This window comes from Exiguobacterium sp. s166, from assembly GCF_018618855.1.
In the GTDB taxonomy this organism is placed as follows: domain Bacteria; phylum Bacillota; class Bacilli; order Exiguobacteriales; family Exiguobacteriaceae; genus Exiguobacterium_A.
In genome coordinates this window covers 760,845-785,448 of record NZ_JACSMU010000001.1, presented here as the reverse complement: position 1 = coordinate 785,448, position 24,604 = coordinate 760,845, and the positions used below count along the sequence as shown (strand labels likewise).

25 protein-coding genes are annotated in these 24,604 nt (G+C 46.8%); 13 read left to right on the top strand and 12 right to left on the bottom strand.

Annotation, left to right across the window (positions count from 1 at the left end; translation table 11 throughout):
- Positions 1-100: 100 nt before the first annotated feature.
- The 4 genes from KNP93_RS03915 to KNP93_RS03900 all read right to left on the bottom strand — a co-directional run bounded on the left by KNP93_RS03915 (position 101) and on the right by KNP93_RS03900 (position 2,708).
- A complete protein-coding gene (locus KNP93_RS03915) occupies positions 101-829 on the bottom strand; it encodes an MBL fold metallo-hydrolase (protein ID WP_188004712.1) in 729 nt (242 codons plus the stop codon).
- A 102-nt stretch (positions 830-931) separates the two neighbouring features.
- The gene (locus KNP93_RS03910) at positions 932-1,735 is read right to left on the bottom strand and encodes an SMP-30/gluconolactonase/LRE family protein (RefSeq protein ID WP_214767472.1); all 804 of its coding nucleotides are present in this window, start codon (positions 1,733-1,735) and stop codon (positions 932-934) included.
- A 36-nt stretch (positions 1,736-1,771) separates the two neighbouring features.
- Positions 1,772-2,296, bottom strand: coding sequence for a YceI family protein (locus KNP93_RS03905; RefSeq protein WP_131502291.1), 525 nt, complete (start codon positions 2,294-2,296; stop codon positions 1,772-1,774).
- Between the two features lie 148 nt (positions 2,297-2,444).
- Complete coding sequence (locus KNP93_RS03900; protein ID WP_012371399.1) at positions 2,445-2,708, bottom strand: metal-sensitive transcriptional regulator; 264 nt, start codon at positions 2,706-2,708, stop codon at positions 2,445-2,447.
- A gap of 229 nt (positions 2,709-2,937) precedes the next feature.
- Between KNP93_RS03900 and KNP93_RS03895 the strand changes: the two genes are divergently transcribed.
- The 3 genes from KNP93_RS03895 to KNP93_RS03885 all read left to right on the top strand — a co-directional run bounded on the left by KNP93_RS03895 (position 2,938) and on the right by KNP93_RS03885 (position 6,480).
- Positions 2,938-3,483 (top strand): RNA polymerase sigma factor, encoded by a 546-nt coding sequence (locus KNP93_RS03895; RefSeq protein WP_012371398.1) that lies wholly within the window; start codon positions 2,938-2,940, stop codon positions 3,481-3,483.
- A complete protein-coding gene (locus KNP93_RS03890; RefSeq protein ID WP_214853266.1) occupies positions 3,483-4,241 on the top strand; it encodes an anti-sigma factor in 759 nt (252 codons plus the stop codon). Before KNP93_RS03895 ends, KNP93_RS03890 begins: the two co-directional genes overlap by 1 nt.
- Positions 4,242-4,437: 196 nt before the next feature.
- Entirely contained in the window at positions 4,438-6,480 is a 2,043-nt protein-coding gene (locus KNP93_RS03885) for a putative bifunctional diguanylate cyclase/phosphodiesterase (RefSeq protein ID WP_214853264.1), read from the top strand.
- 257 nt (positions 6,481-6,737) lie between these two features.
- On the opposite strand, the gene KNP93_RS03880 is transcribed toward KNP93_RS03885, so the two are convergent.
- From KNP93_RS03880 to KNP93_RS03870, 3 genes are read right to left on the bottom strand one after another with little or no spacing between them, the layout of a single operon-like run.
- Positions 6,738-7,085: an iron-sulfur cluster biosynthesis family protein gene (locus tag KNP93_RS03880; protein WP_214853261.1), complete on the bottom strand. Its 348-nt coding sequence runs from the start codon at positions 7,083-7,085 to the stop codon at positions 6,738-6,740.
- A gap of 51 nt (positions 7,086-7,136) precedes the next feature.
- Entirely contained in the window at positions 7,137-7,865 is a 729-nt protein-coding gene (locus tag KNP93_RS03875) for a TspO/MBR family protein (protein ID WP_012371394.1), read from the bottom strand.
- 59 nt (positions 7,866-7,924) lie between these two features.
- Entirely contained in the window at positions 7,925-8,770 is an 846-nt protein-coding gene (locus tag KNP93_RS03870) for a DegV family protein (protein WP_214853258.1), read from the bottom strand.
- A gap of 186 nt (positions 8,771-8,956) precedes the next feature.
- On the opposite strand from KNP93_RS03870, the gene KNP93_RS03865 reads away from it, so the two are divergent.
- The 6 genes from KNP93_RS03865 to KNP93_RS03840 all read left to right on the top strand — a co-directional run bounded on the left by KNP93_RS03865 (position 8,957) and on the right by KNP93_RS03840 (position 13,940).
- On the top strand, positions 8,957-9,502 hold the full coding sequence (locus tag KNP93_RS03865; RefSeq protein WP_131502285.1) for a helix-turn-helix domain-containing protein: 546 nt from the start codon (positions 8,957-8,959) through the stop codon (positions 9,500-9,502).
- A gap of 13 nt (positions 9,503-9,515) precedes the next feature.
- Positions 9,516-10,613, top strand: coding sequence for an ABC transporter ATP-binding protein (locus tag KNP93_RS03860; RefSeq protein WP_131502284.1), 1,098 nt, complete (start codon positions 9,516-9,518; stop codon positions 10,611-10,613).
- Positions 10,613-11,419 carry an ABC transporter permease gene (locus tag KNP93_RS03855; RefSeq protein WP_131502283.1) on the top strand — a complete coding sequence of 269 codons (807 nt, stop codon included), beginning with the start codon at positions 10,613-10,615 and terminating at the stop codon, positions 11,417-11,419. The genes KNP93_RS03860 and KNP93_RS03855 overlap by 1 nt, the downstream gene beginning before the upstream one ends.
- On the top strand, positions 11,416-12,219 hold the full coding sequence (locus KNP93_RS03850) for an ABC transporter permease (RefSeq protein ID WP_131502282.1): 804 nt from the start codon (positions 11,416-11,418) through the stop codon (positions 12,217-12,219). The genes KNP93_RS03855 and KNP93_RS03850 overlap by 4 nt, the downstream gene beginning before the upstream one ends.
- Positions 12,220-12,222: 3 nt before the next feature.
- Entirely contained in the window at positions 12,223-13,296 is a 1,074-nt protein-coding gene (locus tag KNP93_RS03845; RefSeq protein ID WP_214853255.1) for an ABC transporter substrate-binding protein, read from the top strand.
- A gap of 134 nt (positions 13,297-13,430) precedes the next feature.
- Positions 13,431-13,940 carry a hypothetical protein gene (locus KNP93_RS03840; RefSeq protein ID WP_214853252.1) on the top strand — a complete coding sequence of 170 codons (510 nt, stop codon included), beginning with the start codon at positions 13,431-13,433 and terminating at the stop codon, positions 13,938-13,940.
- A gap of 32 nt (positions 13,941-13,972) precedes the next feature.
- Here KNP93_RS03840 and KNP93_RS03835 read toward each other — a convergent pair whose 3' ends face one another.
- Positions 13,973-14,581, bottom strand: coding sequence for a YktB family protein (locus KNP93_RS03835; protein WP_214853250.1), 609 nt, complete (start codon positions 14,579-14,581; stop codon positions 13,973-13,975).
- A gap of 128 nt (positions 14,582-14,709) precedes the next feature.
- Between KNP93_RS03835 and KNP93_RS03830 the strand changes: the two genes are divergently transcribed.
- Entirely contained in the window at positions 14,710-16,407 is a 1,698-nt protein-coding gene (locus tag KNP93_RS03830; protein WP_214853248.1) for a GGDEF domain-containing protein, read from the top strand.
- 220 nt (positions 16,408-16,627) lie between these two features.
- Here the strand turns inward: KNP93_RS03830 and KNP93_RS03825 are convergent, their stop codons facing one another.
- From KNP93_RS03825 to KNP93_RS03810, 4 genes are all read right to left on the bottom strand, one after another.
- Positions 16,628-17,278, bottom strand: a complete 651-nt coding sequence (locus tag KNP93_RS03825) for a homing endonuclease associated repeat-containing protein (protein ID WP_114595023.1) — start codon at positions 17,276-17,278, stop codon at positions 16,628-16,630.
- A gap of 269 nt (positions 17,279-17,547) precedes the next feature.
- Entirely contained in the window at positions 17,548-19,197 is a 1,650-nt protein-coding gene (locus KNP93_RS03820; RefSeq protein WP_214767499.1) for a peptide ABC transporter substrate-binding protein, read from the bottom strand.
- A gap of 326 nt (positions 19,198-19,523) precedes the next feature.
- Positions 19,524-19,973, bottom strand: coding sequence for a thioredoxin-dependent thiol peroxidase (gene bcp / locus KNP93_RS03815; protein ID WP_012371382.1), 450 nt, complete (start codon positions 19,971-19,973; stop codon positions 19,524-19,526).
- A 12-nt stretch (positions 19,974-19,985) separates the two neighbouring features.
- Entirely contained in the window at positions 19,986-20,828 is an 843-nt protein-coding gene (locus KNP93_RS03810) for a hypothetical protein (protein WP_214853246.1), read from the bottom strand.
- Positions 20,829-20,956: 128 nt separating this feature from the next.
- On the opposite strand from KNP93_RS03810, the gene KNP93_RS03805 reads away from it, so the two are divergent.
- The 3 genes from KNP93_RS03805 to putP all read left to right on the top strand — a co-directional run bounded on the left by KNP93_RS03805 (position 20,957) and on the right by putP (position 24,501).
- The gene (locus tag KNP93_RS03805) at positions 20,957-21,244 is read left to right on the top strand and encodes a HesB/YadR/YfhF family protein (RefSeq protein ID WP_012371380.1); all 288 of its coding nucleotides are present in this window, start codon (positions 20,957-20,959) and stop codon (positions 21,242-21,244) included.
- 127 nt (positions 21,245-21,371) lie between these two features.
- On the top strand, positions 21,372-22,916 hold the full coding sequence (pruA, locus tag KNP93_RS03800) for an L-glutamate gamma-semialdehyde dehydrogenase (RefSeq protein ID WP_012371379.1): 1,545 nt from the start codon (positions 21,372-21,374) through the stop codon (positions 22,914-22,916).
- Between the two features lie 73 nt (positions 22,917-22,989).
- Positions 22,990-24,501 carry a sodium/proline symporter PutP gene (gene putP / locus KNP93_RS03795; protein ID WP_305798030.1) on the top strand — a complete coding sequence of 504 codons (1,512 nt, stop codon included), beginning with the start codon at positions 22,990-22,992 and terminating at the stop codon, positions 24,499-24,501.
- Positions 24,502-24,604: the final 103 nt, after the last annotated feature.

Here is a 24,604-nt window from a genome sequence, read left to right as displayed (position 1 = left end):
TGGCGGCGACGGTCAACAGAAAAAATCCGGACATCTTCTACTCTTCATTTCTAAATGAGGAGCAGGAAATGTCCGGATTTTTTTGAACCAGCTGATTTTTTTACGTATAGCCGTTGCGCTTTTTCGAGGATAAGAGCTGTTCGAACCGGTCGACTGCCTGGCGCATATCGAAGCTTGGTGCGACGACGAGCGGTCCGTGACCGACTGCCAGGACGTCCGGTGTCAATTCCGTCAACTGATGTGCCGATTGGAGGGCGACTTCCTTATCCCAGGTCGCAAGTGACGGGAAGGGGAACTGCCAACGCGTGTCCCCCGAAACCGCCAGACCACCCTGAGTTTGGAAAGCGTCACCGGCAATCAACGTCCGACTGCCTTCATGCCACAGGGAGATGGAACCCGGTGTGTGTCCCGGAGAAGCAATGACACTTAAACTGCCGATCTGTTGACCGCTTTCGAGCAACCGGTCCGGACGGGTTTTGATGTTTTTTGGAATGCCGCCTTTCAGCGGTGTCGTCTCGCCTTCGCGCAACGACTCATCCCCGCTGAGGAGAGCCGCATCCCGGTAACTGATCGAGACTTCGGCAAGCGGGAAAGCACTTGCTAAAAAATCAAGGGATCCGACGTGATCGGCATGTGCATGAGTCAGGATGATGGACTGTAACGGTTTGTCAAACGACTTGATGACGGAATAAATCGCTTTGGCATTCAGTGAAATCCCCGTATCAATCAGGGTGAGGCTGTCCGCTTCTTCAAATAAGTAACAGTTGACCGGGAAGAAGGACGGCGTTGTTTGCAGTTGATGAAGTCGTTCGATCGTCGAAATATGCATCCGATTACACTCCCTCGTCATAATATACACTTCTGTTTTAGTATCGCCTGTTTTAGTACAGACGTCTACAAAAAAACTCCCTCTCGTGAGGGAGCAAATGTGTTAATACGTCACTTCGAAAACGGCTCCGGCATGTTCGGAATCGTCCCCGTCTGCTGCTGTCGTGACCAGTAGACGGTCTTCGTACAGAATCGGACAAGTCGGGTTCGAAACCGGGAAATCAATCTGGGCGAGTTTTTCACCGGTTTCAAGATTCCAGCGTGTTAAGCATGATCCGGCATAATGGGCGATGAAGACATGACCTTCCGTGTCTTTGGTCATACCATCCGGGAAACCGTCTTCGTCCTCTAAGTCGATGGCCACCCGGCGGTTTGTCAACGGTTGATCCGCAGCATAGTCGAAGGCATAGACTTTTTTCGTCGGCGTATCGATGTGATAGAGTGTCTTACCGTCCTCGGACCAAACGAGTCCGTTCGAGTTCGTTAAGTTTTCGAGGAGGACATCGACGGAACCGTCATGACGCAGACGATAGAGGGAAGCGGTCTCGCCGTCCTCTTCATTGATACTTCCGGCCACATACTGACCCGATGGATCAAGTTTCCCGTCATTCATCCGGTCGGAGTCAGGAAGCGTCAATTGGGTTTCCAGTGAGAGGTGTCCTTCCTTTAAATCAAACGTTCCGAAACCATGTGCCGACGTGACACGAAGGAAATCCGGCGCATCCGTCAAAGCGATCGAGGTGATGGCACTTGGTACTTGGTACGGTTTTAAAGCCTCTGTCGTTAAATCATATGAAAAAAGAAGCTTGCCCGGAATATCGACGAAATAAAATCGTTTTGTTTTAGCGTCATAGACGGGCGACTCCCCGGTCTTACATGCAACATCAATAAAAAGTGAAACTGTCATCTGATTTCCCCCTACATCTACTATGATCTCTAATAATTACCCGTGAATGAACTCGAGGTGCAATTGGAACTTCACATCACTGCCGACCAGAACACCTCCGGCTTCGAGCGCGACGTTCCAGGTGAGATTGTAGTCTTCCCGTTTGATCTTCCCGTCGACTTCAAAACCGGAACGTGTATTACCCCAAGGATCAACACCGCTGCCTTCATACTCGACCTTAAACGTTTCTGTCCGCGTAACATCCTTAATCGTCAAATCACCGGTCACTTCATATTCGTCACCGGAGTGTTTTTTAAACGAAGTCACACGGTAAGTAATGTTCGGATACTGCTCGACATCGAAGAAATCAGCTGATTTCAAATGTGTATCGCGGTCCGCACTGCGTGTGTCTATCGTAGCGACCGGAATCGTTACGACAGCAGAAGCGTTTTCCAAATCATGTGCTTCTCCACTGACATCGAAGGTAAAGTCACGAAACTCTCCTTTAACCTTTGAAATCATCATGTGTTTGACTGAGAATGTGATGGAGCTGTGGTCCTGATCGAGTTGATACGTAGCCATATTCGGTTCCTCCTCATGTTCAAGTCACTTTTCGTCATGCCTTTTATTGTTCCTTTTTATCTCGATTCCAAAACATACAGCGGAAACAAAAATAAGTCTTGCACCGCATCCAAGCAGAGCAAGACTATCAACGATTCCAAGGAATCGATTAGCGGCTTTTTACCAGCAAGTTAACGGCTTCCTTAACCAATTCCTCCGTCTGTCCTTCGCCGGATTGTTCGGCTTCTTTGACACACTCGATCAGATTGGAGCTGACGACGACACCAATCGTCCGGTCAATGGCGGAGCGGGCAGCCGACAGTTGCGTGATGACATCACGGCAATCCTGTCCTTCTTCCATCATTCGCAAGATACCGCGAAGTTGTCCTTCGATCCGGCTGACCCGGTTCTTCATTTTACGATCGTAATCCATTCATTTTCCTCCATTCTAAGATGCAATCCGTCTGTTCGATACCTTTATGCTATGCCCATCACGGTATTGCTGTCAATCTAACCGCTTTTTTCAGCTATATTTTTTAGCGGAATAGGGAATATGGATGTGGTGGACAAAAAAATGAAATAAAGTGAAAAAACTAAAACGATTTTGCGTCAGCTTGCGTATACTATATGATAAGGCTGACTGATCACCAAGGAGGAGAAGGATGCATACTCAATCCGATGAATCGCTTTATCATCAGATGCGCAGTGGAGATGAACAAGCTCTCGAAGTACTGTATGACAAGTATGAAAGACTGTTGTTCTCATTCGCTCATCGCTTTACGAACAATGATCGTTTATCAGAAGAAGTCATCCAGGAAGTCTGGATGAAGATTTGGAACGGACGGGTCGATTTTAATACCGATAAAGGAAAGTTCTCCTCTTGGATATTAACGATTACCCGCAATGCAGCGCTCGACTGTCTGAGACGCGAGAAACGCCAACCGACGATTGAAGTCGAGGAGCGGGACGGCGGATATGATGAACCGGTCGAACGGACGGTCATGCAGCGGGAAACGGCGACGGAAGTCCGCGATGCCGTCAATGAACTGAAACCCGATCAACAAGAGTTAATTGAACTCGTTTATTTTAAAGGCCTGACACAACAACAAATTTCAGATCAGCTTAATTTACCGCTTGGAACGGTGAAAACCAGAATAAGGAGTGCTATCCAGGCACTCCGAAAATTACTAGACGGGAGGGAACGTTGATGGAAGAACGTTGTCATGATTTAATCGATTACTTCAACGGAACATTATCAGCTGCCGATCGCGACGCGTTCGAGGCACACTTGGCGACTTGTGATGACTGCAAACAGGCGCTCCAAGAGATGCAAGACTTGATGCTGCCCATCGCGGAATCACTTCCGGAACGACCGATACCAAACGGCATGAAGTCAAGAATTCTCGGTGAAGTCCTTGGATCGACGAAACAAGGACAAAAACCGGTGCAAGCAGCAGTTGAAAAACCGGCTGTAGAGGAGACGCACTTGTCTGACCTCGACGCAGTACGATCGAAGAAAGAGAAAAAACGGTCTGTGCCGCTCGGATGGTTGATGAGTATCGCAGCCGCCTTGATCCTGTCACTTGGTGCCAACGCCTACTTCTTGTCGCAAGACGAGTCTTCTCCGGCGGAAGAGTTTGCGATGGACGAAGTCAAAGGAATGGGCAACTTTGAAAGTACGGCCTCAATTAAGGGGTCAAGCATGATTTTTACAAAAGATGATCAGGAATTCATGCTTGTCCAACTGAAAGATTTACCGCCGCTGAAGAAGGGTGAGTTGTATCAACTTTGGACGATTCAAGGTGATACGCCTCGTGCGAACGGGGTCATCGAACAGGACGGGGAAGCGGCAGCTGTCTTCCCGATCAAAGGAGACGGAACAATTGATGCGGTCGCCATCACAGTCGAACCTGAACCGGATTTAGAAAAACCGACCGGCGAAGTCGTGGCTTCCGTCGCGTTATAACAATCAGTGAATGAGAGATAACAGTAAGGGGATGCGATATCAACAGCATCCCTTTTTTTGTTCGTTTTTCGAGTATATCCGCCTCTTTTAGAAAAAAGTACACGCATTCTAATGAAATTTCTTCAGAAGACTGAAAAAATACCGGTAAGCAGACGATACTAATAGGAATGTCAGTCAAAAAAGAGAGGCACTTATCATGAATGAATGGATCACCTTAACGAAACATTACGAAGAGACATTGGTCATCCTATCGGTCATCGTGGCCATTGTCGGATCCTATGCCTCACTTGAATTAAATCGCCGGTTGGCAAAAGCCGTATCTTTAAAGAAAAGAGCATTGTTCGTCTCTTCCTTGACGATGGGATTATCCATTTGGGGTATGCACTTCGTTGGCATGGGGGCATTTGAGTTGGCGGTACCGGTCAAATACGACTGGGTGCTGATGTTCCTGTCAATCGTCCCCGCCGTGACGGCTGCCTGGATTGCCTTTTATCTCTTATATTATTCGGAGCTGACACGGAAAAAAGTCATCATTGCCGGAACGTTAATGGGGATGGGAATCGCCATGATGCATTATCTTGGTATGGTTGCGATGCAGTTCGATGGGGATGTCCGCTATGATGCGGCGTTATTCACGTTATCGATTGTGATTGCCATCACGGTCGCTTATGTCGCCCTCCTGTTGCTGTATATGACACGGCATGTCGATAAAAAACGAATTTTGATTCCCGTTGCCATCTTAATGGGGTTTGGTATTTCAACGATGCACTATGTCGGAATGCTCGGGACGACGTTTTGTGTTCCCGGTGCTTCGGGAGTGGACGTCTCAGCCAGCCCCGTCACATCAAATATCTTAAGCGACGTGGCAGTTCCGGTCTTTTTAATCGTTCTGTTGATCGTCGGACTGTATATTCATCTTGAACGGCGGGCCTTACAGATGATGGCGTATACGGATCATTTGACAGGATTGCATAACCGTCGTTGGCTGGATCATCATATGGCAAAAGTCGACGGACAATACAGCCGGACGAAAAAGCGGATGACGATGGCGTTGCTCGATCTGGACGGGTACAAATGGATCAATGATACATTCGGCTTTGATCAGGGAGACATCGTCATTCGGCAATTCTCGGACCGGATCAAAGCGTTACTTCAAGAAGATGAAGCTTGTATCCGTTACAATGGAACCCAATTTTTCCTGATTCAAAACATCCATCCCGATCTGCTCGAAGAGGCCTTCACGGATGTCCTGGAAGCAATCCGGCAACCGATTTTTCTCGACGGGCAGGAGATTCATTTGACTGCGACCATCGGCATCATCGTTCCGAATATTACGGATACACTGGAAATGCGGATTGGTCAGATGGAAAGCGCCCTGCGTGCAGGGAAAAATGAAGGACGGGACCGTTTTGTCATCTACGATGAACTGCTCCATTCGGATCGCCGGGAACAACAAATCGTCGGTTCCCTCCGTCGGGCCATGACGGACTTTAAAGAGTTTAATCTCGTCTATCAACCGAAAATTGCGCTGGCAACAGGCAAGGTCGAGCAGGCAGAAGTCCTGATTCGCTGGAATCATCCGAAATTCGGTTTCATTTCACCGGCGGAATTCATTCCACTCGCTGAAAAGTACAGTCTGATCCATCGGCTGACCCAGTGGGTACTGCAGGAAACTGTCAAGCAAATGGAAGTCTGGCGGGAAGAGGATCACTTCATCCGTCAAGTCTCCGTCAACCTGTCAGCGATGCATTTCCGGTCGGAATCGCATAATCTGATGATCAAGGAAATCGTTCATCATTCGTTGAAGAACGGCGGAGAATTGCAACTTCAACTGGAAATTACGGAGACATCCGTCATGGAAAATCTCGAACGGGCCTTGTTGATGCTCGGAGAGTTGAAGCAATTGAGTTTGACGATTGCACTCGATGACTTCGGAACGGGTCTGTCTTCTTTGACTCACTTAAAGCATCTGCCAATCGATATCTTAAAGATTGATAAATCATTCATTGATGAAGTACCGCATGACGAGCGGGGAACAGCGATTACCGAAATGATTATCCAGCTGGCGAAAAGTCTTGGGATTGAAGTGGTGGCGGAAGGCGTCGAGACGCTGGAACAGCATGAATTCCTGAAACGGCTCGGATGTGACTACGGGCAGGGTTATTATTACAGCCGTCCGGTCAAGGTCAAGGATCTCGACCAGCAGACGATTGAACGAACTGTCCTGGATGTGGGCTGACAGCACATCCGTTCAATCCAATCCGTGTCTTTTTACGTATACTGGATAAGCACACGAGGACTATGTGTGCGATCATGGGGGACGCAATGGCTTCTTGAACGGATTCCGGGCAGGAATTTGTTCGACTTGTGCAAGATGCAGACAGAATCGCCGTACATTTCGATGGTTGCTCAGCTCTCTACTCAATCCAGTACCTGTCTGTCCATCACATTACAAAGGCAGCTTTCCACGAGGGAAGCTGCCTTTTTTTTGTCGTCTTACCGGTTGGCTGTCAGCTGGCAGCCGGTCTGATCGGTAACGAGGACGTTCGTATTGAAGTATTGACCATCACTTTTTAAGATCAACGATTTTTTCTCGGAATTATAATCAAGCGTCATTTCCTGATCGAGGAAATGACTTGACCACCGTTTGACAAGGACAGGTCCGACATTCGAATCAATTGTCATATCTTCATCCGTTGCGGCGGAGACAAGACGAATACTGAAGATACCTGAGTTCCCGCAACCGCATCCTTCTGTATCGTAATAAAGATGCAATTGACCTTCCGTATCACCGCGTAATTGATCGATCCGATTAAGAGCGGCTTCTGTAAATGTGATATGCATGACATTCACTCCTTTGACTTCATTATACGCCGAACCGGGCAGAAAATAACGTTAGTTGCTCACGCGCATTTGCCGGCGCATCCGGACGAGCAGGAAGACATATCCGGCAAGCAGGACGACGACACTTCCGAGAACAACTGTATCAACAAGCCCGTTATCCGACTGGAAGTTGATTGCAATGTAAGCCCAGACGAAGACGAGCGGATAAATCGGATCGCGGTTAAAGAACATGAACAACAAGGCGAGAACTACACCAACACCAAGCATGATCATCGTCCAACCGGCATCGCCGATTCCAAGCCATGAGTTGATGTTTTCGGTATCGATGGTCAAGAAGATATTGGCAATCGTCGCAACCGATACCCAACCGAGGTAAAGCGAGAACGGCAATTTAAAGCGTAAGGCTTTTGTCTCGCGGTCGATTTTTGAGTAAATCACGATCAGTGAAACGAGAAGACCGACGATGACGACGACCGACAGCGGGAATAACTTGTATGAGAACGTAACAATCCAACCGGCATTGAACAGACAACTGATCAAGAACCACGGTCCGATTTTTTTTGCGATATCATGTTCCTTGAATTTCGGAATCGTCTGCATGATCAACCAGACGAGCAAAACAAGATAGATAAGTCCCCAAATTGAGAAAGCATAACCTGCGGGTTTGAAATAGGTCATGATCGTGTCCGAAATCCGTCCTGTCTTTCCACCGTCAAGCGCATTGACAGCGATCGTAAAAACAAAACCAAGCCAGTTGAGCCAAATCCATTTGTTTTTCAATACAAAAACCTCCTTTAATCTCTAAAGGAGGTTTACCCGGATATTTGACTCTTTAGACATCAGCGTCGGCTCGTCGGATTTAAGAACGACATGCCGATGGCCGGATTACCGGTATGTGAACCGAGAACAGGCGTTAAGTTATCGATGCGAACTGTGACATCGAACCGCTTTTCGAGATTCGTTTTCCACTCGAACGCCAAATCGTAGGCAGTTGCATGGAATAATGAAACATCAGTGACCGTTCCGCTCTCAAGCATTTCAACGAGATGGTCATAAATCTTCCTATGCGCTTTCTTGAACGTTCGAACCGTCTGATACGGTACGATTTTCCCTTCTTCGAAATGAAACAGAGGCCGCAATTGAAGTAAGTTACCGACAAACGCCTTCGTCGAGGAAATGCGTCCGCCTGCCTGCAACTGATCAAGGTTCGCGACCGTGAACTCGATATGATGGTCGAAGCGGCGCTCGAGAATATACTGCTCGATCTCTTCGACTGACATCCCGTCTGCTGCCAGTTGCATCGCTTCCGCCAGCAATTGACCTGCCGGATAGATGCCGCAACGGGAATCGATCGCAATCAACCGGAATCCGGCAATTTCAGCACCTTGAACAGAAGCGTTATACGTCCCGCTCAATTCACTTGAAAGATGGATGGCAAAGCCGACATCATACTGCTCTTTTAACCGTTCATAGTGTTCCGTGAACGTACCGATCGACGGTTGGCTGGTCGTGACCTTGTGCTTCGCACCAATCCATTCATAGACGGTCTCGGCCTGGACATCGACGCCGTCCGTAAAACTTTCACCGTCTTTCATGACGAGAAGAGGGACGACGGTCAAGTCTTCGTGCCGAGAAATCGAATCGGGCAAAATCGTCGTGCTATCTGTAATCCATGCAATCTTCATGCGGTTACCTCCTTATTTTAGTACCTGGTATTAATTGTAGTTGTAAGCGTTATCGCTGTCAAATCAACCTTTAAAAATTTTAAAGATTTTAGTTGATTAACTGGCACAATACGCTATAATCGGTACGTGATTAGTAAACTTGAAGTCGTCTTATACTAAACTGTTATTTGGAAAGGAGGGCGTGGATTGCGGACGATCGGAAACAAAATCAAAAATCTGCGTCTTCAAAAAGGCTTGACGCAAGAGGAGCTTGGCGAACGGACGGATTTAAGTAAAGGATACATTTCGCAAATCGAACGTGAAATCAGTTCACCGTCGATTGAGACGCTGTTCAGTCTTCTGGAAGTACTCGGCATCTCGGCGAAGGATTTCTTTGATGAGGATACATTAAACCAAAAGGTCGTTTATTCGCAAAAAGATGTCACGCGTTATGAGGACCCGGAACAAGGGTACCATGTGACATGGTTGATTCCGGAATCGAACGAAAAGGAAATGGAGCCGGTCTTGTTACACCTGGCACCAGGCGGACATTTCAAAGCATACGAACCGTCCGGATCAGAAACGTTCGTGTATGTGCTCGAAGGATCGGTCACATTACAGCTTGGTCGGGAATCATTCGTCGCAACGCAAGGCGAGACACTTTATTATAAAGCTTCAGAAATTCATCAATTACGAAATGATTCAGAGGCGGAAACGAAAGTACTCGTGACGGCCACGGATTCGTACTTATAAGGAGGAGTAAGATTTGGCAGACAACAATACGATCATTCAATTTACAGACGTGACAAAACGTTTTGACGATCAGACGGTTCTCGAACGCGTCAGTTTTGAAATCGAACGCGGGAAATTTTATACGTTGCTCGGACCATCCGGTTGCGGGAAGACGACAGTCTTACGGCTGATTGCCGGATTCACCGAGGCGACAGAAGGCGATATTCTGTTTAACGGAAAACGGATCAACGATGTCCCGGCTAACAAACGGCAAGTCAATACCGTTTTTCAAGATTATGCCTTGTTTCCGCACCTCAACGTTTTTGAAAACATCGCCTTCGGATTGCGAATCAAAAAGATGAAGGAAGCGGAAATCAAGACGCGTGTGCTTGATGCGTTGAAGTTCGTCAACTTATCAGGATACGAGAATCGGGAAATTACGGAGATGTCAGGCGGACAACGCCAACGGGTCGCGATTGCCCGTGCCATCGTTAACGAACCGGAAGTCATCCTGCTGGATGAACCGTTATCGGCACTTGATTTAAAGCTGCGGACAGAAATGCAGTATGAGCTCCGTGATTTACAACGGCGTCTCGGCATCACGTTCATCTTCGTCACTCATGATCAAGAGGAAGCGCTCGCGATGTCAGATGAAATCTTCGTCCTCAATCATGGTCTGATCCAACAATCCGGGACACCGACGGATATTTATGACGAACCGATCAACCGCTTCGTCGCTGATTTCATCGGTGAGTCAAATATCATTCCGGGACGAATGGTGATGGATTACCGCGTCTCATTCGCCGAACAGGAATTTGATTGTGTCGACCGTGGTCTCGAATTAAATGAACCGGTCGAAATCGTCATCCGTCCGGAAGACTTGGAAATCACGAGTGTCGCGCAAGGTAAGTTACGTGTGACGGTCGATTCGCAGTTGTTCCGCGGCGTCCATTATGAGATTGCCTGCATGGATGAAGTCGGAAACGAATGGCTTGTCCACAGTACGAAAAAAGCAACGGTCGGTGAACAGATCGGCTTGACGTTTGATCCGGAAGCGATTCATGTCATGCGTCTGAATGAGACGGAAGAGGAATTCGATAAACGACTTGAATCATATGACGGGGTGTTGTGATGCAGAAGACACGCAACTGGTATCTGATTCCGTATAGTTTTTGGATTGCGTTGTTCGTCATCGCACCGATTATCCTCGTCGTCTATTATTCGTTCCTCGACCTGGAAGGACATTTTTCACTCGTCAACTATCAGAAATTCTTTACATCAACCTATCTGACGATGACGCTCAGCTCATTTTGGTATGCCTTTTTGATCACACTGTTTTCACTTGCCATCGGTTATCCGACCGCCTACCTGTTGACGAAAACGAAGCATAAACAATTGTGGTTACTATTAATCATCCTGCCGACCTGGATCAACTTGTTATTAAAAGCGTATGCGTTCATCGGTTTATTCAGCACTTATGGATGGGCAAACCAGACGCTTGAAGCAATCGGCATCGGCCGGAAACAGATTTTGTTCACGGACTTCAGTTTCGTGTTCGTTTCCGTCTATATCTTTATTCCGTTCATGATCTTACCGATCTTTAATGCGATTGAAAAACTGAACCCGTCGCTTGTCTTTGCGGCCCGCGATCTCGGGGCTTCAAACTTCATGACGTTCCGCCGTGTCGTCTTTCCGTTGACGCTTGACGGCGTAAAATCGGGCTGTCAACTGGTCTTCATTCCAGCGCTGTCGTTATTCATGATCACGCGTCTGATTGCCGGTAACCGGGTCATCACACTCGGAACAGCGATTGAACAACAATTTCTGGTCACGCAGAACTGGGGCATGGGCGCGACGATTGCCGTCTTCCTGATTATTGCGATGGCAATCATTTTAGCGTTGACGAGTACGAAACGGAAGAAAGGGGCGACGACATGATGAAACGATTAAAATTAGCAAATCTGTACTTGATCGGGGTCTTCATCATCTTGTACGCACCGATTCTTTATCTGGCTTTCTACTCGTTCAACAGTGCCGATAACATGACGAATTTTGATTCCTTCACGTGGGATTGGTATAAGGAAGTCTTTCAGGATTCCCGTCTCTTGATCATCGTCTTAAATACGCTGGTCATCGCGCTCCTGTCCGCTGCAATCTCGACGATCATCGGTGTCCTCGGGGCCATCGGGATTCAAGCGGTCCGCAAAAAACGGGTCGAGACCTCTCTGTTGACGCTGAACAGCATCCTGATCGTCAGTCCCGACGTCATCATCGGTGCGTCGTTCCTGATCTTTTTCACGATGCTCGGCATTCAACTCGGCTTCACCTCGGTCCTGTTGTCACATATCGCGTTTTCCGTCCCGATTGTCGTCATTTTAGTCCTGCCGAAACTGCAGGAAATGAGTCCGACACTCGTCGATGCGGCACGTGACTTGGGAGCGAGCCGACTCGATGTTCTGACGAAAGTCATCTTGCCGTACATCACACCCGGCATCTTCGCCGGCTTCTTCACAGCATTGACGTATTCACTGGATGATTTTGCGGTGACGTTTTTCGTCACGGGGAATGGATTTACGACGTTGTCCGTTGAAATCTATTCGCTTGCCCGCCAAGGAATTTCGATGAAAATCAATGCCTTGTCGACCGTGATTTTCCTGTTTACGTTCTTACTCGTCATCGGCTACTACTTCCTGAACCAACGTTCTGCCATGAAGCTGTCCCGACCGGAGGTGAAATAATCGATGAAAAAACTCATTCAATTGTTTGTCGCGATTTTCTTGATTTCCGGTATCATCCTGTTTGCGTTGAACCGGTTGAACGCGACGCAAGGTTATTCGGGCAAAAATGTCCTGAACATCTATAACTGGGGCGATTATATCGATCCGGAACTGATTGATCAGTTCGAAAAGGAATCCGGTATCAAAGTCGTCTATCAGACGTTTGATTCAAACGAAGCGATGCTGACGAAAATCGAACAAGGCGGAACGACTTACGATATCGCTGTGCCGTCCGATTATGCGATCGCAAAGATGATCGAAGAGGATTTAGTGTTACCGATCGATCAACAAAAGATTCCCAATCTGAAGAACATCGATCCACGGTTCCTCGATTTATCGTTTGATCCAGGCAACAAGTATTCGATTCCTTATTTTTGGGGAACGGTTGGGATCGTCTACAATCAAAAACTGATTGACGGAAAAAAACCGACCAGCTGGAAAGATCTCTGGGATCCGGCATTGAAAAATCAAATCCTTCTCGCAGACGGAGCACGTGAAGTGATGGGGATGAGTCTGAACAGTCTTGGCTATTCCTTGAACGAGACCGATGAAACGAAACTGCAGGAAGCCAAAGCCAACTTGATGGATTTGACACCGAACGTCAAAGCGATCGTCGGGGATGAAATTAAGCTTTTGCTTGCCAATGAAGAAGCAGGAATCGGTGTCGTCTGGTCCGGTGATGCCAATGAGATCATGAGTGAAAATGAGAATTTGAACTATGTGATTCCAAAGGAAGGATCAAATGTCTGGTTCGATAACGTCGTCATTCCGAAAACGGCTAAAAACGTCAAAGGTGCCCATGAATTCATCAATTTCATGCTGGACCCGAAAAATGCCGCTAAAAATGCGGACTATGTCGGATACTCGACGCCAAACAAAGCAGCGTTGAAATTGCTCGATCGGGACGTACGGGAAGACAAACGTTTTTATCCCGATAAAGAGGTCACGGATACACTTGAAGTATATGAAAACTTAGGGAAAGAAATGCTCGCTCATTATAATGAACTATTTTTAGAGTTCAAAATGCATAAGAAATAACAGGAAAAGTTGTTGCCCAATCCGGGTAACAACTTTTTTAAAAATATTTTTTAAAGAAATGTATGTAAAGTGAATATTATTTCGAAAATGGGGGAATGAGATATTTATCAAAGCATTTCAAGGGGGAGCACATCATGAAACAAATTTTTGGTCTTATCTTAACTGCCGCACTTACCATGAGCCTCGTCTCAGGTCCTTCATATAACCAGTCTGCCGAAGCTGCGAAGCCGACGGATATCGATTGGTTGAAACAAGTTAAAACGACAGCGTCAAAAGCCAAATCCGTCGATGGAAAAGTGACATTGGAAAAAACGACGTTAGCCCAGGTACATAGCGCGTACAAAGGGGAAAAAAACTCGACGTGGTGCCAAAGCGGTAAAGGATTGGTCGCTCCGAACAAAGCAGTTCACTACTGCTCGACATTCGGTGTGCCTGACCGCAAAGCGAAAGTCTCAGCCATCGTCTACAATCCAAAAGTGATCGGCCGGACAATTACCGTCAAAGAAGTCAAAAAAGCGTACTCAACGGCAAAACTCGACAAAACATTCAACCTGATGACCGTTTCAACAAAAGAGGTCAACATTTATCTAAATTTAAATTCTGACCGTACACAAGTCATGTCAATTCTAGTAAAATATAACTAACGAACAAAGGATGACCTTTTGGGCCATCCTTTTTATTGAATTTTTTTATAGATTGGCACGAGTTGTTCATAGGTATTTCGAATCAATTTTACTAGATCTTCGTGCGACATCGCACTGACTTCTTCGGCAGAGACATGACGGCCGACCAAAAATTCCGCTTTCTTGACATCACGGAATCGTACCAGTCCTTGTTCCAGACCGGTCTCGTCAATCTGTTGTGCCTCTTTCTTCATATGATCGTAAGAAACAACGAAATCAGACGGAAGAGCGTGCAACAGTTCCTGATGATTCAGGAGTTTTGTCGCGTACTGTGATTTATTCGGAAGTTCGTAAATGTAAGCGAGCCAGATGAACAGATGATCATCAAATAAGCCGACTTGGAAATGCGGATGCTTTTTGTAGCCGCGTTTGTTTGGGGAAAAAGCCATCCATGTGTCCTTCGGGGGATTTACTTTCCGGCGGGCATGCTGTGCAATATGCACATACATATCTTCTGCCAGGTTGACCGTTAAATCGGGTGAGACTTCCTGTCCGATTTGTTTGAAAACGGGTTGAATCCGTTCCCGAATCGCGTGCATCCGTTGTTCCAGTCCTTCAATCTCAAATGTATCAAATGCTTCTTTGGTAAATTGTGTAGTCACTGATTTATCACCTCTATTGCTAGTGTAACAAATCAAAGCGTGAAGAATAGACCTCAATGCTCAAATGAGTGATAATCAGATTGTTTTTTTCATATATACACAAAATGTGTTAGGAAGGGGAAGTCAACATGCGTCGCTTTCAACAATATCTCCTTCGAAGCTGGATTGTATTTTTTCTTGTCGTCATCGGAATCGATTTACTGGCGAAATCAAGAGATTACAACCTGAGCATCGACTTTTTTACTTTTACGCTTGTTGTTGCACTCTCCACCATCTTTGTTATTGATCCGGTGCGCAGAAGACATATGAGCTTTACGTTTCATTTCGGATTCGTCCTGTTTACGTTTTTAACGTATGGACTCCTGTCTGCCATCTGTGTTGGACAATTGACGATGTTGATTTACCAATTGCGGACGTTCCATACCGCAATCGGCCGCCGGCGTATGCTACATAATTACCCGTTTAATGTCACGCTCGAGCTGTTATTGATTTTACCTGCCGGACTGGCTTACAATGCGCTCGGCGGGACGCACGGAAAAGATTTTTTATTAATTGAAAACGTCGGACCGTTGCTCGTCATGGTCTTGATTTTATGGATCGTCTTACTGTTCCAGTATAAATTGTCGAACTTTTTACTTGGTGAAAACATCCCGAACAGTGTCATGCTACCGTTGCTTCGGTTTGAGGCAGTTGTCATTGCCGCCGAATTGCTGTTTGGAATTTTCAGTACATTGATGGTTCAAAACAACGGCAACAGCGGTCTTGTCATGACAGCTTTTGCGCTGTTCATCATCAAACGGTCGCTTGGCAGTTCCGTCCATGCCAGTGACCGGATCGAGCACTGGGAACAGATTGAACGATTGAAGGAAGCAGCCTGGAAAGACGGCGATGCCCAGTTCATCATCGAACGGTATTTACGCCAATTGAACCATTTCGTTCGTCCGGATATCGCCTGGATTAAGTTTGATTTCGGTGAAGGCGAGTCGATTTATTATTCGTTAAAGGACGGTCGGAAATTAAAAGCGGATCATGTCCACGGCATCATCATTGAAGATATCATTGACGAAAAAGAAGAAGTGTTGCTGTACGGTATGCAACAGGAATGGGATATCCGCCTGTATGATTGTGTCCCGGAAGAAACGCAATCGATTCTGTTTATTCAGCCGGAAGCAACCGAAAAAATCAATTGCTCTTTATTTTTAGCATCTGAAGCGAGCGGCGAGTTCACAAAAGACTTTGGTTATGAATTGTACCGCGCGTTACGTGTCCTCTCCTGGGCAGTTGAACGGGCACAGGAGCGGGAACGTCTGTTGACGGACAGCCGGACGGACGCGATGACGAAATTACCGAACTACCGGGCGTTGCAGGAGTGGGGCGATCGCCGGATTCGGCAACGTGATCTATATCCATTCTCTGCCTTGATGATCGATTTGGATCATTTTAAACAAATCAATGATACGTATGGACATGAGGTCGGGGATGTCGTCCTGTTTGAAGTCGCTAAACTGTTGATGCAGGCGACACGGATCACCGATCTCGTGGCCCGGTATGGTGGTGAGGAATTCGTCGTCTTGTTACCGAACACGGATCTGGAATCAGCCCAAATCGTAGCAGAGCGGATTCGCGAGACGTTACATGCGAATCCTATTCAAGTGGGAGCGGATTCATTAACGATTACGGCAAGTATCGGTGTCGATACGTTAAACGAGTTGGGCGATTTAGCAAGTCTGATCCGCAACGCCGACCGCGCGATGTATATCGGTGCGAAGTTCCAAGGACGTGACCGTGTCGCATCCTACCAAGAATGGAAAGAACGTGTTGTCTAACTTTCACTGCAAGAACCGTTGACGTTGTCAGCGGTTTTTTTTGACGCCTTAGCGACTGATAGAGCGTGTCGAGAGTATTTTGAATACAGTGGAGGAGGGCGCTGGCGAAAAGCTGTCTGAGGCGTCAAATCGTACGAAAAAAAAGCCTCGTTCTGCAAGAGAAGGAGGCTCGGCTATAACGTATAAGGGATGGAATATAAGAAAAAAGATGAAGGCTGGATTACTGGGCCTGTTGGTTGCTGATGCGGATTTCACTTTCGATGGCATGAATGGCAGCAGACCAGGAACCGTAACGGTGTAACAAGGCTTTCGTCGATGGTTTATTGTTTCGTTTCGCCCACTCGCGGTACGCTTCAAATGAAAGCGAGAAACCGACTTCCTCGATGGCTTGACGGAGTGAAGCGGCAAGTTCTGCTTTGGAATACGTGACACTGGCTTCTAATCCGGCGGCTGTACAGGCATCATGCCAAGATCCGAACATCTTTACGATATGATAATGACTCGGAGCATGATGAACCGATTTTCGCCAGATTTGATATTTTTTTAAGGTGATGGTTGATCCAACATCCTGGGCATACCGGTGAAACGACTTCAGGATTTCATCTTTGGTATATTTCGGAGCGCGCTCGAGTTCTTCCGGCTGCTGATCGATATGCCACTCGTAACCGGCTGCTGATAAAGCTTCCGGCCAAGATCCGAACTGACGAATGATGGTTTCCGGTTGCGGCCAACCATGTTCGATGGCATAACGACGATAAATCGTCCGGCGGGGACGATCCTGGATGAGTTCGCCTAAAGCTTGGATGGCTTGAATCATTTCAAGTTGTTCTTCCGTCCATGTTTGCTGACTCGTAAGTACACGTTGTTTCAAGGGTGAGTCCTCCTTCCTAGTAAATCGTAATAGTTGAGGCAAAAGTCCTCTGTATAGAATATATCGGCACTTTTCCATTAATTATGAATAATTACCGTGAAATATTGTAAATAAAGTGAAAATCATTCTTCTGCTAAGTATAAATGGAAGTAATCCAAATGAAAACAGAATGTTACCAATTTTTAATGAACCGGATAAAAACAGTACATTTGTCTCATATGGAAAAAAAGACCAGACCCGCATGGAGCGAGACTGGTCTTAGGTCATACTTATTTTCCTTCGATATACGTCCATTTGAACGAAGTATCCGCACCGACTTTATGGTTGACGATTCCTTTAACGTACGGTTTACGTAAGAGGGAAGCACCGCGTTGGTACATGACTGAGATCGCTTGATCGTCTTCAAGTAAGACTTTCTCCGCATCTTTCAGTGACTGCCAACGTTTTGCTGCATCTGTTTCTTTCATCGCCGACTTGATGAGTGAATCGTACTTGTCGCTTGTGTACTTACCGCGGTTGTACGGTCCATCTGTCATCCACATGTCGAGGAATGTCATTGGATCCTGGTAGTCAGGGCCCCATCCTGCGAATGAAAGTTCGAACTGACCTTTAGACTCGAGGTCCAATTTGTTTTTGAACGGTTGCTGTTTGATTGTAACTTCAAGACCTGGAAGGTTTTTCTCCCACTCGCCTTTGAGGTATTCGGAGATTTTCTTCGAGTTGTCGTCATCGTATGAAAGAAGCTCAAGCTTGACGGATTTCTTACCGATATCCTTCAGACCTTTTTCGAACGAAGCTTTAGCCGATGAAGCATCGAATGATCCGAAACCTTCGTTGCCGTCACGGAAGTCTTTTCCGTCCGGACCTTTAGCGAATTCTTTTGGTACATAGTAGTAAGCAGGGATCGATCCGTTGTTTAAGAGGACTTTCGCCATCTGCTCTTTATCGTAACCAGAGTCGATTGCTTTACGGATGTCTTTGTTTTTGAGCAATTCGTTTTTGAAGTTCATTTGGATGTAGTACATCGACGCGTCAAGACGTGTATCGAAGTCTTCGCTATCTTTGTACTGATCAACGAACTCACTTGTCAGACCAACTGTATCGATATCACCTTTTTCGTACAGGTTGACGGCTGTTGATACTTCTTTAACGACTTTATAGTTGACTTCTTCGAGTTTGACCGTATCTGCATCCCAATACTGATCGTTTTTCTTGTAGCTCCAGCCGACTTCTGTTTTCCAGTCCGTCAGTTGGAACGGTCCGTTGTAAAGGAAGTTCTCCGGGTTCGTCGCGAAGTCTTTGCCTTTTTCTTCAACAAATTCCTGTTTGAGTGGCATGAATGAACCGAAGCCAGTCAATGCTTTGAAGTATTCAGCCGGTTGTGTCAGTTTGACTTCGAGTGTCTTGTCGTCAACCGCTTTAACACCAACGTCAGCCGGTTTTCCTTTTCCTGTGTTGTAGGCTTCAGCGCCATCGATGATATACATGATGTACGCATATTGCGATCCGCTTTTCGGATCAAGAACACGTTTCCACGCATATTCGAAGTCTTTTGCCGTGACGTCACTGCCGTCCGACCATTTAGAATCACGTAATTTAAATGTGTATGTAAGACCATCTTCAGAGACGTCTACACTTTCCGCAACACCAGGTGTCGGCTCTTGTTTTTCGTCGAGACGGAAGAGACCTTCCTGGACGTTGTTTAAGACTGTGAATGAAACTGAGTCTGTCGCAACGGTCGGGCTGAGTGCCGGGATGTCTGAACCGCTTGTCAGGTTAAGAACCTGTTTGTCCGACGCCTTTTTCGTATCAGTCGAACCTGAAGTATCTTTTGAATCATCTGTCGATGTACAAGCAGCGAGGCTTGATCCGGCGATGGCTAAAGCACCAACAAGTGCAAGTGTTTTTTTCGTTTTCATAATAATAAGTTCCCTCCCAAGAATGAATATATATGATTGAAAAATGAGTACCGATTAGAATAGCGATCCGGTGTCCTATTAAAAAAATAAGAGGGGTCATCGCCTTTTATTTTGTTGAAGGAAAGCACCGGATCAACTTGTTACCAATAATAAATACAATATTCAGAAAAATCAATAGTTTATTTTCAGATTATTTCAAATTGATTAAAATTTCGTGTAATATCAACGGTATTTTTGTAAAAATAATTTTTCATAAGGATAATATTGGGAGGTAAAAATGATTCCAAAATTAAAACACGCACATCAAATGGCGTGTTTTAATCCGGTCAGTTCAGTTGTTCGAGGAAGGAAAGTGCTTCTGTGACGTGGTCTTTGACTTTAACGGAACGCCATTCCTGAATCAATTCGCCGGATTCATTGATTAAAAAAGTAGAACGAACGATTCCATAATATTCCTTCCCGTAATTTTTCTTCAGTTGCCAGACTCCATACTGCTCACAAACAGTATGGTCGACATCGGACAATAATTCGAATGGAAGTTCGTATTTTGAAATAAAATTCTGGTGACGTTTTTGACTGTCTGCCGAAATGCCGAGAATGACCGTGTTCTTTGCGGCAAAGGCTTCCGAAGCATCACGGAAGTCACACGCCTCCGTCGTACACCCAGGTGTCGAATCTTTCGGATAAAAGTAGACGATGACTTTTTTTCCGCGGAAATCACTTAGTGAAATCATCTCTCCCTGCGCATTCGGCAATGTAAAATCGACTGTATTCATGAATGGTCCTCCTCAACCCAGTTCCATATTCAACTGGTCAGCGTATTTTTCGAGTTTCTTTTGCAGACTTTCCTTTAACGGATCGAGCGCAATCAAATACTTTTCAAAGTCAGTGCCGGCTTTTGCCGTCTTCAGTAACAAGGCTTGTTCCTCCCGGTACCAGTCGGCATAATCCTCATAGTAATGGACAAGGGTCTCCGGGTTTCCCTTGTTCCCAAGAGCCGGACCGTAAATCATCAGGATGTTACTGTTCATTTCAAGCGCCATGTAGTCCGTCTGGGCATTGACCCGGGTAAAGACTTCATCCTGCTCGTCTTCCTTCGTATTCCCGACCGCTTCCGCCGCTTTCGCGTTGACCCCATATTCATCGGCGTTAAAGGACTCGAACAGGGAGGCGAGCGTCGTAAAGACTTCGGGACTGAATTTCGTCGGGACGATGACGACTTTCCATTCGCCGTCCTGTTTTAAAAACAGTTTCGAAGCGCGGTTCGGTAAAGGCGATCCATCCTCATCGTTGAACTCGTGAATGATGTAGGCGACATTACCTTCCTGAAAACTTTTAACGACTTTACCCGGTTTGATCTTTAAATTCTTGGCGCCGAGTGTCGCGGCCCGCAACAACTTTTGATCCCCCGTATACTCAATCGCGGCAAGTGCTTCAGCATCAGCTGTACCGGACTGACCAACAGTTTGTTGATACGTCTTGTAGACATCAAGAACGTCTTGACTTGCCTGTTTCGTTTGTTTCGTTTCCGTCGACTTCGGGGATTCAGTATCAGTAGACGGAGCGGAATCGTTTCCGCATCCGGCGAGGATGATTCCCGTTGATACGAGTACCGTCAATAATCGTTTCATATTTCAGTTCCTCCTATATGAACAACATCTTTTATGAACAACATCTTTCATTATGTCTTCACCATACAGGAAATTCGCTTTTTTGAGTAGGGAATAGGTACACTAGCATAAAGGAGAGTGGGTTCACCATGAAAATTCACGTAACAGACGAAGCACTACAATATTTCAAAGAAGAGATGGAAGCAAAGGAAGGCGATACGATCCGCTTTTTCGCCAAGTACGGCGGCTCTACCGATTTAACGCAAGGGTTCTCAGTCGGAGTCCACATGGAGACCGTTGACCGGGCAGCGGTTGAAGAAACCGTCGACGGGATTCATTTCGTCGTTTCCGATCAGGATGACTGGTTGTTCCAGGGACAGGATGTCGAAGTATCTGTTCAAAATGAAGAGATCGTCTTTTCACAGGCTAAGCAATGAATATGAAATGAAGAGGACCTCCACGGTCTTCTTCATTTTTTTGTCTAGAATAATTGTAAGCGGCGACATGCTTCTGTACAATGGAGAATGTAAGCGATTAAAAGCAAGTATAAAAGGGGGAATAGAGATGATTCCGTACAAACACGAACCATTCACGGACTTCTCACAGGAAGCAAACAAGAAAGCGTTCGAAGAGGCGCTTGAACTTGTATCGAAAGAGCTTGGGAAAGATTATCCACTCGTCATCGGGGGAGAACGTGTGACGACAGAGGACAAAATCGTTTCTGTCAATCCGGCAAACAAAGAAGAAATCGTCGGACGCGTTTCGAAAGCGACACAAGCACACGCTGAAGATGCCATGCAAGCTGCAGTCAAAGCATTTGAAACGTGGAAATTCGTCAATCCGAGTGTTCGTGCGGACGTCTTATTCAAAGCCGCAAACATCATCCGGAAACGCAAACATGAATTCTCGGCTTACCTCGTCAAAGAAGCAGGTAAACCATGGAACGAAGCAGATGCGGATACAGCGGAAGCAATCGACTTCCTCGAATACTATGCGCGTCAGATGCTCGTACTAAAAGAAGGCAAGAAAGTCGAGAGCCGTCCGGGCGAATATAACCGGTACGACTACATTCCACTCGGTGTCGGTGTCATCATCTCACCATGGAACTTCCCGCTTGCCATCATGGCAGGAACAGCGGTTGCTGCGATCGTGGCAGGTAACCCGATCCTCTTGAAACCAGCATCGACGACACCGGTTGTCGCTGCTAAATTCGTTGAAGTCATGGAACAGGCGGGTCTTCCGGCCGGTGTCTTGAACTTCATTCCGGGACCAGGTGCGGAAGTCGGCGATTACCTCGTCGATCACCCGAAAACACGTTTCATCAGCTTCACGGGTTCACGTGATGTCGGACTCCGCATTAACGAACGCGCTTCGAAATTAAACGACGGTCAAATCTGGCTCAAACGCGTCATCGCGGAAATGGGCGGAAAAGACACGATGGTCATCGATGAGTCGGCTGATCTCGATTACGCGGCAGACATGATCACAAAAGCGGCATTCGGTTTCTCGGGACAAAAATGTTCAGCTTGTTCACGTGTCGTCGCACTGGATTCGGTTTATGACGAATTGCTCGCGAAAGTCGTCGAAAACACAAACAAACTCAGTATCGGTAACCCGGTCGACGTAACAAACAACGTCGGACCTGTCATCGATGCAGCAGCGTTCAAGAAAATCACATCGTACTTCGATGTCGCAAAACAAGAAGGCCGGATTGCAGCAGGTGGTACAGCGGATGATTCGACAGGATACTTCGTCGCACCAACAATCGTCGCTGACGTCCAACCGACGGACCGTCTGATGCAGGAAGAAATCTTCGGACCGGTCGTTGCGTTCACAAAAGCAAAAGACTTCAAAGAAGCAATCGACATCGCCAACAACACGGAGTATGGTTTGACAGGTGCCGTCATCACTCAAGATCGTACGAACCAGGAATACGCACGTGCGAACTTCCATGTCGGTAACTTGTACTTCAACCGCGGTTGCACAGGTGCAATCGTTGGGTACCAACCGTTTGGCGGATTCAACATGTCAGGAACGGATTCAAAAGCAGGCGGACCGGATTACTTGACTTTACATCTTCAAGCAAAAACTACTTCTGAAATGTTCTAAAATGATGTTTAATAGATGAAACGGGTATGCAACCTGCATACCCGTTTTTTTTTTAGAAAAGGGGGAGCACGAGATGAACGGAATGTGGTTCGCGATTTTGTTGTATCTGGGTTTGATGGTCACACTGGGTGTCGTGGCGTATTATCGGACAAAAAACATGAACGATTATATGCTGGGAGGACGAACAATCGGACCTGTCGTCACAGCGCTCTCAGCAGGAGCCAGTGATATGAGTGGGTGGCTGTTGATGGGATTACCGGGTGCCATGTTTGCAACTGGTCTGTCCAGTGGTTGGATCGTCATCGGGTTATTGCTCGGTGCCTATGCCAACTGGCTGCTCGTCGCACCACGTTTACGTGCGTATACAGCGCATGCCGGGGATGCCATCACGATTCCCGACTACTTTGAAAAGCGGTTCCACGATAAAAGTGGTGTCCTGCGTACAGTTTCGGCCGGAGTTATCTTAATATTCTTTATAATGTACGCTTCAAGTGGTTTTGTTGCCGGTGGTCGTTTGTTTGAATCGGTCTTCGGACTCGAATATACAACCGGCTTATGGATTTTGGCGGGGGTCGTCATTGCGTATGTCTTCCTCGGCGGATTCCTTGCCGTCAGTTGGACGGACGTCGTACAGGGCATGATCATGGTCATCGCCTTGCTGATTGTTCCGGCTGTCACGCTGGCACTCAGCGGCGGAATCAATGAAACGCTTGAGACGATCCGTTCAACGGACGGTTCGAAACTCGAGCTGTTCAAAGGGCAGACCGTGATCGGCATCGTTTCCCTGCTTGCTTGGGGACTTGGATACTTTGGTCAGCCGCACATCATCGTCCGTTTTATGGCGATTCGTAACCTGCACGAAATGAAATCGGCGCGTCGGGTCGGAATGATCTGGATGACGTTTTCGATTGTCGGGGCAATGGTGACGGGATTATTCGGATACGCCTACTTCACACAACAAGGCGGAACACTCGATAATCCGGAGAACGTCTTCATTCAACTGTCACGTGATTTGTTCCCAGGTTTCATCACGGGATTATTACTCGCAGCATTGCTCGCGGCGATCATGTCGACGATTTCGACGCAACTGCTCGTCTCGTCGAGTGCTGCAACCAATGATTTCTATCAGCGTTTCCTGAAACGGAATGCGTCAGATAAAGAGTTGATGGTTATGGGACGGATCATGGTTCTCGTCGTTGCACTGCTTGCGATCGCCTTATCATTCGGTGCGCAAAAGTCCATCCTGACGTTGGTCGGTTATGCGTGGGCCGGATTCGGTGCTGCCTTTGGACCGGTCGTCCTGTTCAGCCTACTCTGGCGCCGGATGAACAAACATGGTGCCCTTGCTTCGATGATTACGGGATCGGTCGTCGTCATCGCCTGGATTTTAGTGAAGATGTACGTCAAAGATCTTCCGTTTTACATCTCGGAGATGTATGAAATGATTCCTGCATTCATTGCGTCCACCGTCGCACTTGTTGTCGGCAGTCTCTTGACGAAGGCACCAAGCCAAGCGATGTATGATGAATTCGATGAAGTACAGGCTCAACTTAAAGGAGCGGAGCAACAACGGAAAGTAGTTTGATGTTAGCAGAGAGAATGTCCGGTGCTTTGTGCGCCGGACATTCTTTTTCTATAGAAGAAACTAACTTGGTGAACATATCTTTACATAAAACATATATGTTGCC

Coding starts and splice junctions, on each gene's coding strand:
- KNP93_RS03805 (WP_012371380.1), top strand. CDS start 20,957: ATGAAAATTCACGTAACAGACGAAGCACTACAATATTTCAAAGAAGAG.
- KNP93_RS03890 (WP_214853266.1), top strand. CDS start 3,483: ATGGAAGAACGTTGTCATGATTTAATCGATTACTTCAACGGAACATTA.
- KNP93_RS03895 (WP_012371398.1), top strand. CDS start 2,938: ATGCATACTCAATCCGATGAATCGCTTTATCATCAGATGCGCAGTGGA.
- KNP93_RS03880 (WP_214853261.1), bottom strand. CDS start 7,085: ATGCATATCACATTTACAGAAGCCGCTCTTAATCGGATCGATCAATTA.
- KNP93_RS03855 (WP_131502283.1), top strand. CDS start 10,613: ATGCAGAAGACACGCAACTGGTATCTGATTCCGTATAGTTTTTGGATT.
- KNP93_RS03900 (WP_012371399.1), bottom strand. CDS start 2,708: ATGGATTACGATCGTAAAATGAAGAACCGGGTCAGCCGGATCGAAGGA.
- KNP93_RS03820 (WP_214767499.1), bottom strand. CDS start 19,197: ATGAAAACGAAAAAAACACTTGCACTTGTTGGTGCTTTAGCCATCGCC.
- KNP93_RS03830 (WP_214853248.1), top strand. CDS start 14,710: ATGCGTCGCTTTCAACAATATCTCCTTCGAAGCTGGATTGTATTTTTT.
- KNP93_RS03840 (WP_214853252.1), top strand. CDS start 13,431: ATGAAACAAATTTTTGGTCTTATCTTAACTGCCGCACTTACCATGAGC.
- KNP93_RS03810 (WP_214853246.1), bottom strand. CDS start 20,828: ATGAAACGATTATTGACGGTACTCGTATCAACGGGAATCATCCTCGCC.
- KNP93_RS03870 (WP_214853258.1), bottom strand. CDS start 8,770: ATGAAGATTGCATGGATTACAGATAGCACGACGATTTTGCCCGATTCG.
- putP (WP_305798030.1), top strand. CDS start 22,990: ATGAACGGAATGTGGTTCGCGATTTTGTTGTATCTGGGTTTGATGGTC.
- KNP93_RS03905 (WP_131502291.1), bottom strand. CDS start 2,296: ATGGCTACGTATCAACTCGATCAGGACCACAGCTCCATCACATTCTCA.
- bcp (WP_012371382.1), bottom strand. CDS start 19,973: ATGAATACAGTCGATTTTACATTGCCGAATGCGCAGGGAGAGATGATT.
- pruA (WP_012371379.1), top strand. CDS start 21,372: ATGATTCCGTACAAACACGAACCATTCACGGACTTCTCACAGGAAGCA.
- KNP93_RS03885 (WP_214853264.1), top strand. CDS start 4,438: ATGAATGAATGGATCACCTTAACGAAACATTACGAAGAGACATTGGTC.
- KNP93_RS03845 (WP_214853255.1), top strand. CDS start 12,223: ATGAAAAAACTCATTCAATTGTTTGTCGCGATTTTCTTGATTTCCGGT.
- KNP93_RS03850 (WP_131502282.1), top strand. CDS start 11,416: ATGATGAAACGATTAAAATTAGCAAATCTGTACTTGATCGGGGTCTTC.
- KNP93_RS03915 (WP_188004712.1), bottom strand. CDS start 829: ATGCATATTTCGACGATCGAACGACTTCATCAACTGCAAACAACGCCG.
- KNP93_RS03910 (WP_214767472.1), bottom strand. CDS start 1,735: ATGACAGTTTCACTTTTTATTGATGTTGCATGTAAGACCGGGGAGTCG.